The sequence below is a fragment of the Streptomyces sp. KR55 genome, from assembly GCF_052245645.1.
GTDB lineage: Bacteria > Actinomycetota > Actinomycetes > Streptomycetales > Streptomycetaceae > Streptomyces > Streptomyces flavusporus.
This window is the reverse complement of sequence record NZ_JBQQCE010000364.1, coordinates 1-10,053: the sequence shown is the minus strand read 5'-3', so window position 1 is coordinate 10,053 and position 10,053 is coordinate 1. Positions and strand designations below refer to the sequence as shown.

Genomic DNA, 10,053 nt, shown 5'->3' with positions numbered 1-10,053 from the left:
CGTCCACGATGCCGCCCACCGGCTCGGTTGGTCCGACTGGCGGCGCCGCCACCAGGCCCGATCCCAGGCCGGCCACTACCGTCGACAAGCCACTCAGGCATGAAGATCACGATCTACGGCTGGAGTAATAGGTGACCAACCTGAAGCCTCTGGTTCAGCGGACGATCTTGTGGTGAGAACCGTCCTACCAGGGGCTTCACGTCTCTCGACGATCGGGGCCCACCTGCCCCACCCGTCCCGAATCAAGCGGTTCACATAGCTTCGCGAAGATCATTTCTCAGTGACGAGGTCTGGGATTTCCCTGACTTCACGCCCACGCTGGCTCCAAGATGTACGCAACCGTTTCCAGAAGATGCACGCTACTGCTCCCAGCATTTGACACCTCCACCGAGGATGGCCGCGGCGCTGGCAACGGTTCCCGGATGGCCGGCCCAATATCCTGCGCGAAGTATGGACTGGAGGTTCCGGTCGGCGGCGGAGACCAACACTAATGATCACCGGAGTCACCAGGGGGAGCCCGCAGCATGACCGGCACCACGGAGGCCCTTGGCGGGTCGGCTGCAGTCGACGATGCAGCACGAAGTGTCACGCGCCCATTCTACGTATACGCCGTGCTCGCCAACACGCTGTTCCAGCGCGGCGTATTCGTCCTCTTCCTTGATCAGCGCGGCTTCTCCGCCGGGCAAGTGGCTCTACTGCAGACACTGCTCTACCTGGTCAGCGGACTTGCGGAGTTGCCGACGGGAGTCATCGCCGACCGAATCGGCAGGCGTGCCAGCATCGTGATCGGCCAGATGCTGATAGCTGGATGTCTGCTCGGTCAGGTGGCGTTCTCCAACTACTGGGTGTTCCTGGCGCTGTTCATCGGGCAGGGCGTGGGCATGGCATGTGTGTCCGGTTCGGACACCGCCCTGCTGTACGACCTGCTCGTGCGTCGTGGTGCAACGGCCAGCTACGTCAAGATCAAGTCCCGGTTCACCATGCTCGGGACGGTCACCTCGGGAGCCGCCATCGTCTTCGGCGGCCAACTGCAGCAGATTTCCTGGGGAGTCGTCTACGTCGGTTCGGCGGCGTGCCTCGTCCTGGCCGTGGCGGTGCTGATGTCACGGGTGCCCGAGATCCGCGGCGCGGACGCGGTGGACGAGCAGGACGGAGCCGAGGAGCACGGCGACGCCACAGCATGGCGGGCGATGCTTCGGGTCGCCACGCCGGCGCTCGTGACGCTTGTCGTGGTGTCCGGATTGATGCATGCGACTTTGACGCCGTACATCATTTTTACGCAGAAGACCCTGTCCGATCAGGGAGCGGGCACCGCATTGGTCAGCGTGGTCATATCGGCGGGATTCTTCGCCGGCGGGCTCACTCCATTGCTGTCGGACCGCGCGGACCGGCGCATCGGGTATCGGGTCATCGTCCCGGTGTCTCTCCTGACGCTCGCCGTGGCACTCGGCCTGAGCGGCCTCGGCCTTGTCTGGGTCACCATCGCCGCGTTCCTGGCCCTGGTCGGAATTCCCGAGATCACCGCCGTGATCGTGGACAACGTGTTCAACGAGGCAGTGCCGTCGCGCCACCGGGCGAGCCTGCTGTCGATGATCGCATTCGTGGAGTCGGCGCTCATCGGCATCGGCTATCTCGTCCTCGGCGCGCTCATGGACGGGCTGGGCTCCAGTGTGGGCATGGCCACCTACGCCGCGGTCCCCCTGCTGGCATGTCTCCTGTGGCTCCCGGTGCTCTTCCGAGGGGCACGGGTGACCACCGAGATCGAGAAGCCCGCCGACCAAAAGGCATCCTGAAACAGGCCATCTCGCGCAACGCCCCTGCCCGATGGCGGGGGCGCTGCTCGTTGACATGTCGCTCCCAGTCAGCGACGGAGCTGTCATCGCGACGATCAGCGCCAAACGGGATGGGAAGAATCTCGCCACTGAGAAAACCTCAGTGGTCAACGCAGGGCGCTCTCCATATCGACCTGGTGATCAGAGACCCACTGATACGCCTCCTGTACCTCTGTCACTGCCCCGGCATCGCGGAGACGGACCATTGCGGGGTTTCCAGAGTCCGCAGCAGCTTCGATGCCACGCCAGCACCTGTCCTGCCACCACAAGATCACGGAAACGAGATCACTCCGTTCGACCAGCCCATAGCTGTCAGCGATCAGCCTCAACCGTCGCGCAGTTTGGGACGTATCTCCGACGCCCGGCCCAAGTCCGAGATACTGCCAACACACGTGGGCGACATCATGAATGCGCTCACCCGGCGCGGCCAAGTCCCAGTCGATAAAGGCCACTGGACGCAAGGCGCCGCTCACGGGCCGATAGACGGTGTTCTTGGGCGAGAGGTCGTTGTGACATACGACCTCGTGTGATCCGGCCAGTTCCGTACCTGACGTCACGTCGTGAAACTCCCGCACGAGCTGAGCAACCCGCACCAGACTTTCGTCGGAGTACACGGCCGCAGGCTGCTGCGGTTCCCAGGCCACGTGCCCTTCGAGGTAGGTGAGCACTTCGCGCCCCTCCTCATCGATGCCGCGGTAGCGCGGTGCACCGGTCCATCCGCTGGTCTCAAATGTCTTCAGCAAGTGGCCGATGAACCCAGTCCTGGCCGACGCGGGGCGGCGCACGGTGGACCCGACACGCACAACGTGGTTGACCAACCCACCAGGCAAGGACGACTCAGTCATCCCTCCATCGTGCACGATCTTCACGTCAAACTCTCCACGCTCAGCACGTTACTCAACGTGTCCGCGTCACGGAAAGCGAGCCAGAACCTGTCTAGTTGTTGCGGGACATGACGTTGGTGACACAGGCCAATGCCCGTGAAACCAAGATGCTTCGACGGGCATCGGTCGGGTAGCGTGCGGGCCATGTCGAGTCCTGAGTCAGACAAGGTGGGGGCTTTCGGTCACGCCGTCAGCCCCCTGAACCACTGAGCTCGTAGCCCTGTCGTCGCGCCGCTTTTTGCGGTGGGACGAGTGTGCGCTTGGGGCTGGCCGCGGTGACGAGATGACCTTCTCGTGCCTCTCCTCACCTCGGAGCCACTCGATGCCTCTCCCGCTGTACCTGCTTGCCATGGCGGTCTTCGCCATGGGCACCTCGGAGTTCATGCTCGCCGGCCTCTTGCCGGACATCGCCTCAGATCTTGACGTCACAGTCGGGACAGCGGGCGTCCTCACCTCGGCCTTCGCGATCGGCATGATCGTCGGCGCCCCCCTTGTGGCCGCGCTTGCCCGTAACTGGCCCAGGCGCGCCAGCCTCCTCGGGTTCGTCCTCGTTTTCGCCGCAGCTCACGCCGTGGGCGCCATCACCACGAGCTTCCCCATCCTGTTCGCTACCCGAGTCGTCGCCGCGCTCGCGAACGCAGGGTTCCTTGCCGTCGCTCTGACGGCGGCGGCCACGCTGGTCTCACCCGACAGGAAGGGACGCGCGCTGGCCGTGCTGCTGTCAGGCACGACGGTGGCCACGATCGCCGGTGTCCCTGGTGGGTCGGTGCTCGGCACGTTGCTCGGCTGGCGGGCCACATTCTGGGCTGTCGCCGCTCTCTGCCTGCCTGCAGCTCTCGGCATCCTGAAGGGAATCCCAGCAGGACGTGATGAGGATGAGGCGACTGGCAGGCCAGCGTTGCGAGCGGAGCTCGCCCAGCTCACAAGGCAGCCGTTGATCCTGGTGATGCTGCTCGGCGCGCTGGTGAACGCGGCAACCTTCGGAAGCCTCACCTTCCTCGCCCCCGTGGTGACCGACAGCGCCGGGCTGGGCGAGTTGTGGATCTCTGTCGCCCTGGTGCTCTTCGGTGCCGGTTCCTTCGTGGGCGTCACCGTCGCCGGCCGGCTGTCCGACAGGCGTCCCGGTCCGGTCATCGCAGTCGGCGGTCCGTTGCTGCTCATCGGCTGGCCGGCCCTGGCGATGCTGGCCAACGAGCCGGTCGCCCTGTTCATCCTCGTGTTCGTGCAGGGCGCACTGTCGTTCGCGCTGGGCAGCACGCTGATTACGCAGGTCCTCTACGAGGCCGCGGGAGCCCCCACCATGGCCGGCTCGTATGCGACCGCGGCACTCAACGTGGGCGCCGCCGTCGGCCCCGTCATCGCCGCAGCCACCCTCAGCACCGAAGCCGGGGACCTCGGGCCGCTCTGGGCAAGCGGACTCCTCGTCGCTGTCGCGCTGCTCATCGCGTTCCCCCTCCTCACCGCCATCACGGCCGGCCGGAGCACCGAGGTGCTCCGGTGACACATGCGAACGCCCCCTTGAACATCGAGGGACGCCGAAGGCTCGTGGAGCGCTGCCGCACCCGTCCGATCGCGCACGTCGCCGCCGAGGCCGGTGTCTCCCGCGCCTGCCTGTCCAAGTGGAAGAACCGGTACGACACGCACGGCGAAGTCGGGCTGCAGGACCGCCCAAGCGTCCCGCGATCCTCACCGACCCAGACCCCACCCCATGTCGTCGAAAGACGCGAAAAGCCCCGGTCAACGGACCGGGGCCGGGTGAGCGAGGAGCAGCAGGAACACGAATGGGGCGGCACGCGGCCGCCCGAAAAGAAAAACTCCCGCGTTCCCTCACGGGGCGCAGGAGCGGCTGCGGATACACGTGTGTCCGCTGCGAGAGGGAGTGTCGCACACGACATCCCGCACCGCGAACAGCGCCTGAGCCGCATGTTGTTGACCTGCGGAGACTACGCGCTTGCGGGGGAGGTTTCGTAACACGAGACCGCAGGGCGGTTCGTCGGGCCGCTCACCGGCCGTACTGGCGGCGCCGGACGGCTGGTGCGGGCACGGCCAGGGCCTCGGCCTGGTGGACGAGGACGTTGACGGCGCCGTGGGCGCGCTCGACGTGCCCGTCCAGCAGGACGGCGGGGGCTTCGAGGAGGGTGCGGCGGCAGCGCTCCCACACCGGCGGGGAGAAGATCAGGTTGACCATGCCGGTCTCGTCCTCCAGCGCACCGAACGCCACTCCGTTCGCGGTCGGCGGGCGCTGCAGGTACTTGGCCAGGCCGCCGAGCCGTACGCGGGTCTGGTCGGCCAGGCCGCGCACGACGGCGGCAGTCAGGGCGCCGTGGCGCTCGAGGTAGGGGCGGGCGTGGCGGACCGGGTGGGTGGTGGCGCTGGCACCGGTGGCCGCGATGTCAGCGGCTGTCTGCTCGGCCGGGGTCATCGGCGCCAGGTCGGGGGCGGGCGCGAGAGCGCCGAGGCCGGGCAGGTAGGGCTGGGTGCTGCGGGGGTAGGCACCGGCCGTCCACAGGGCGGTGCGGCGGTGGCCTGCGAAGCCGTCGAACGCGCCGGCGGTGGCGAGCTGTTCCATCAGCTTCGCGGGCAGCTGGGTGCGGCGGGCGAAGTCCTCCAGGTCGGTGAAGGGCTCCTCGCTGCGGGCGGCCACGATCGCCTCGGCGGCCTGCTCGCTCAGGCCGCGGATGCTGGTCAGGCCACGGCGGATCGCCATCTGCCCGCCGAGGCCGTCAGGTTCGAGGGTGGCGTGGACGCCGGAGGTGTGGACGTCGGCACCGCGCACGATGATGCCGTGGCGTTCGGCGTCGCCGATGAGGGTCTGGGCGTCGTAGAAGCCCATGGGCTGGTGCGCCAGGATCCCCGCGATGAGGGCGGCCGGGTAGTGGTACTTGATCCAGGCGCTGGCGTAGACGATGTGTGCCATGGACTGGGCGTGGCTCTCGGCGAAGCCGTAGTCGGAGAATGCCTCGATCATGGTCACGATCTGCTCGGCGGGTGCGGGCGGGATTCCGTTGGCGGCCATGCCCTGCATCAGGCGGTCGCGGAGCTGGGCGACCTGGTCGGGAGCGTGCTTGGCGGCCATGGCCTTGCGTAGACGGTCCGCCTCGGCCGGGGTGAAGTTCGCGCAGTCGATCGCGAGTTGCATCGCCTGCTCTTGCCACAAGGCGACCCCGAGGGTCTTCTCCAGGGCGCGCTTGGCGAGCGGGTGGGGGTAGGTAACCGGTTCCTCGCCGCGTCGGCGGCGCAGCAGGGGGTGTTTGGAGCCGGCCTGAATGGGGCCGGGTCTGATGATCGAGGCGGCGATGGCCAGGTCGTCGAATGTCTGGGGCTGCAGCTGGGGGAGGGTGGAGATCTGGGCGCGGGATTCGACCTGGAAGACGCCGATGGTGTCGCCGCGGGCGATCATGCGGTAGACGTCGGGGTCGTCGGGTGGGATGGAGGCGAGGTCGAGTCGGACGGCGTGGTGCTGGTGGATGAGGTCGCAGGCGGTGTGCAGGGCGGAGAGCATGCCCAGCCCCAGAAGGTCGATCTTGATCAGGCCGGCCGCGGTGACGTCGTCCTTGTCGCCCTGCAGCACGGAGCGTCCTTCGGCGGTGGCCCACTCCAGCGGCATGATCTCGCCCAGCGGCTGGCGGGTGAGGACCATGCCGCCGACGTGGATGCCCAGGTGGCGGGGCAGGGTGTGGAGCTGGGAGGCGAGTTCGCGTACCTCGGTCGGCAGGTCGACGTCGGGCCCGGGCGGCGTGTGATGGATGTGTCGGGTCATCTCCCGGATCTGCGCTGCCGGGTAGCCGTGCACTCGTGCCGCGTCGTGCACGGATAGCCTGGGTTGATAGGTGATCACGTTGGCGACCTGCGCGGCGTGTCGGCGCCCGTAGCGCTGGTAGACGTACTGGATGACCTCTTCCCGGCGGCCAGCTTCGAAGTCGATGTCGATGTCCGGCGGGCCCGCTTTCTCCATGCTCAAGAAGCGTTCGAAGAGCAGCCCGTAGCGCAGGGCGTCGACAGAGGTGATTCCCAGGACGTAGCAGACCACGCTGCTGGCGGCCGACCCGCGGCCCTGGCACCAGATGCCGCGGCCGACGGCGAACTGCACGATGTCATGAACGATCAGGAAGTAGCCGGCCATGCCCAGATCACCGATGACGCCGAGCTCGTGGTCGAGCTGCCTCCACGCCGCACGCGTCTCGGAGTCCGGGGTGTCCCGGTCGCCGTACCGGGCAGTGCAGGCCCGCTCGGCGAGGTAGCGCAGCCACGTGTCCTCCGTGAACCCGGCCGGAGTGGGAAAGCCGGGCAGCTGGGGCTTGAGTTCGTCGAGGTCGATGACGCAGCTGCGGCCGAGGTCGAGGGTGGTCTCCAGGACGCCAGGGTGGCGGGCCAGGGCTCGGCGCATCTCTGCGTAATTGTGCAGGTGCGCGGTCGGGGCCGGCATGAGGTGACCGGCGGCGCGGTCGAGGGTTTCGCGGCGGCGCAGCGCGGCGAGTGCCTGGGCGAGGCGGGCCTGGCGCGGGGCGGCGTAGTGGACGGCGCCGGTCGCCACGACGGGGATGCCGATCCGGCGACCGGCGACGACGGTCACGTCGCCTGCGATGGAGTCCTCTGGCAGTGCGTGGTCGACGAGCTCGGCGTACACGCTGCCGGTGCCGAAGACGTCGGTCAGCCGCTGAAGACGGTGGGCGACCGCCGCGACGTCACGGCGCTCCATCTCCGGGGCGGGGCAGCCGGGCAGTACCGCCCAGTGTCCGCTGCTCGCGGCCGCGGACAGCGCACCCAGGTCGTACACCGGGGCGTTCTTGGCGCCGGCCAGCTGGGCGGCGCTGATCGCCGCCGACAGCAGGCGGAAGCCCTCCAGGGTGCGGGCGAGCACCACAGGGGTGCCCAGTTCGGGATCGCCCAGGGTGAGTTCGGCGCCGTACACGGTGCCGATTCCGGCCGGCCGCGCGGCCTCGGCCAGGCGGCGGGCGGCATAGAGGCCGTCCCGGTCGGTGACGGCCAGCACCGTGATGCCCAGGCGGACCGCCTCGGCGACGAGCTCGTCCGGCTGGTAGGCGCCCTGCAGGAAACTGAAGGCGCTGTGGACGTGGAGTTCGGCCCAGCCCGGCGCGTCCTCCCCCTGCTGCTCGGGAGTCGTCTGGCGGACGGTGGGCAGTTGCAGGACGCGGGCACGGTGGTCACCCATAGTGGGCCTCCGCCCACCAGCGGCCGTGTTCGATCACCAGTAGCCAGGCGCGGCCGTCGGCGGCTGCGATCTGCATCCGGGCGATCCGGCGGGCCTGGTCTCTGTCCCACCACCGCTCCAGTACCGGCCACGGGCCGGCCCAGCCGTCGACCGCGGCCTCGCCATAGCCCTCCACCGCGACGCGGGCGGGCGGGGCGGACAGGGCGAGGCGTGCGGAGACGGTCACCTGCTGCCCGCCGCTGTCGGTGAGCTGGGATGGCAGCCAGCGCGGAAAAACACTGGACGGATGCGGGGCGGGCAGGCACCCCGGCCAGGGACCGTCGGCCGGGCGCGGGCCGGCATCGACGTCGCCGAACGGGATGAGGCGAACCCGGTCGGCCGGGCCGCGGCCGCCGCCGAGTTCGACGCGCACCACCGCCTGGTGGCCGAGCATCGCTTGCACACGGGCGGCGGCCCGCTCGATCTCCTCCGGGGTGTGGCGCTCGCCGAACAGGGCGCTCTGACGGCCCGTGGCCGCCGTCAGCTCTTCGGGGCGCAGCACCAGGCGGACGATGCCCTGCTCGCCTTCCGTGTCGAGAAGGCCGGTATCGGCCCAGGCCTGCAGGACGCCGCGCACGCGCTCGGCCACCGCCAGCGCGGACAACCGGCCTTCGTGGCGGAAGGTTCTCGACAGGGTGCGGCCGTCGGCGAGGTCCACGGAGGCTTCGAGCCTGGCGCACACGGCGCCGGTCGCCGCCAGGTGCTCGTGGAGCTGCTCGGCGCTCGCCTTGGCGGCGAACACGACAGGATCCAGGAGGTGTGCGGCCGGGTCGAAGGCGTACGCCACGGCGTGCTCGCCGGTGTTCGCCCGCACCGACAGCGGGCGGTCGTGCCGACCGCGGGCGATCCGGTGGGCGCCGATGCCGTCGGCGCCGAAGCGGGCCAGCACCTGGTGCTCGGGCAGCGCGGCGTACGCGCCGACCGTGCGGATGCCGAGGCGTTCCAGCAGCTCCGTCAGCCGTGGCACGCCGAGGACACCGACCGGGTAGGGGGCCAGCCAGGCCGCGTCGCCGCCGAGGGGCACCTTCTGCCCGGTCCGGGCGGCGAGCGCCGCGGTGAAGACGCCGTCGGCGATGCCCGCCCGGGCGGGCAGGTCCAGCTCGGCCAGAGCGGCGACGAGGCGGTCGACGAGCTGCTGCTCGCCGCCCCAGTAGCGGGACGGGCCCCGGGCGGGCGCGGCGATCAACCCGGGGCGGATCACCTCCAAGCTCGGCATGACCGTGCCTTCGAGATGGCGGACGGCGGGCTCGAACACTCGGATCTCGGCGGCGAGGTCGCGCTCGACGACGCGCAGCTGCGGGCAGCGGGCCTGTGCCACGCGCGCCCGCATACGTCGCCGTACGCCGGCCTGACGGGCGGCCACCGAGCACGCCACCACGGCGTCGCGATGGACCACCGCGAGCGGCTCAGCTTCCTGGGCGCCAGCCGCGATGACCGGGAAGCCGGGGATCCAGCTGACGATGATCCTGCCCACCGTGGGTCACTCCACCACGCGGAGGGCCGGACGCTCCTGGTGACCGGCGTCGACCACGGCCTCCGCCCTCGGGCCGTACGGCAGGCCCGTGCCAGGGTGGATCGGGGCGACCTGGCCGTCGGGGCCGGGTAGCCACATCTCGGCGTACCGCGGGGCGGTCGCCGAGCTGCGCCCGGTGGCTGACACCCGCACGCGGCGTCCCCGCAGCAGGCCGTGTCCGTCTCCGATGCCCTCCCAGGTGGCGGAGACGACGCGCAGCCGGACCTCGGCACCCTGCCAGGAGTCGGCGGCCAGCAGCACCGATTCGCTGCGCCGCAGTACGGCGGCCAGCCGGCGGGCGATCCGGTCGGGCACCGTGCCGAGTGGGCCCACCAGCACCACCGGGACGGCTTCGGCCACGGTGGCCAGGACCTGCGCCCACTGGCGGCCCGGGTCGTCGATCAGCATTCCGCACGTGAGGTCGAGGCCTGCGGCCTGGGCGGCGATGGCCCCCATGTGCGGCAGGCCCACGGCCGCCCAGCCGGCGGCGTCGGCGGAGGCCTGGGCGGCGAGCGCCAGCAGCAGCGGCATGTCCCCGCCGGCTCTGACCGCGGTTCCGGGGCGGATGCGGCCCTCCGGCAGCAGGGCGCCGAGCGGCGACGCGCACGCCGA

The 10,053-nt window shown here is 69.9% G+C and carries 6 protein-coding genes and 1 pseudogene; 3 read left to right on the top strand and 4 right to left on the bottom strand.

What is annotated here, in order from left to right; translation table 11 throughout:
- Nucleotides 1-524 precede the first annotated feature (524 nt).
- Nucleotides 525-1,793, top strand: coding sequence for an MFS transporter (locus ACTWQJ_RS37595; RefSeq protein WP_443310927.1), 1,269 nt, complete (start codon nucleotides 525-527; stop codon nucleotides 1,791-1,793).
- A 146-nt stretch (nucleotides 1,794-1,939) separates the two neighbouring features.
- On the opposite strand, the gene ACTWQJ_RS37590 is transcribed toward ACTWQJ_RS37595, so the two are convergent.
- A complete protein-coding gene (locus ACTWQJ_RS37590) occupies nucleotides 1,940-2,701 on the bottom strand; it encodes a phosphotransferase (RefSeq protein WP_443310926.1) in 762 nt (253 codons plus the stop codon).
- Nucleotides 2,702-3,038: 337 nt separating this feature from the next.
- Between ACTWQJ_RS37590 and ACTWQJ_RS37585 the strand changes: the two genes are divergently transcribed.
- Nucleotides 3,039-4,217, top strand: a complete 1,179-nt coding sequence (locus ACTWQJ_RS37585) for a Cmx/CmrA family chloramphenicol efflux MFS transporter (RefSeq protein ID WP_443310925.1) — start codon at nucleotides 3,039-3,041, stop codon at nucleotides 4,215-4,217.
- A pseudogene (locus tag ACTWQJ_RS37580) lies at nucleotides 4,214-4,513 on the top strand (helix-turn-helix domain-containing protein); the annotation flags it as partial. The gene ACTWQJ_RS37585 and the pseudogene ACTWQJ_RS37580, both read left to right, overlap by 4 nt.
- Before the next feature lie 205 nt (nucleotides 4,514-4,718).
- On the opposite strand, the gene ACTWQJ_RS37575 reads toward ACTWQJ_RS37580, so the two are convergent.
- The 3 genes from ACTWQJ_RS37575 to ACTWQJ_RS37565 form a co-directional block, all read right to left on the bottom strand.
- Nucleotides 4,719-7,889, bottom strand: a complete 3,171-nt coding sequence (locus tag ACTWQJ_RS37575) for an error-prone DNA polymerase (RefSeq protein WP_443310924.1) — start codon at nucleotides 7,887-7,889, stop codon at nucleotides 4,719-4,721.
- Entirely contained in the window at nucleotides 7,882-9,402 is a 1,521-nt protein-coding gene (locus ACTWQJ_RS37570; RefSeq protein ID WP_443310923.1) for a DNA polymerase Y family protein, read from the bottom strand. The genes ACTWQJ_RS37575 and ACTWQJ_RS37570 overlap by 8 nt, the downstream gene beginning before the upstream one ends.
- Before the next feature lie 6 nt (nucleotides 9,403-9,408).
- Nucleotides 9,409-10,053: hypothetical protein (locus tag ACTWQJ_RS37565; RefSeq protein WP_443310922.1), on the bottom strand; the 645-nt coding region annotated here is incomplete at its 5' end.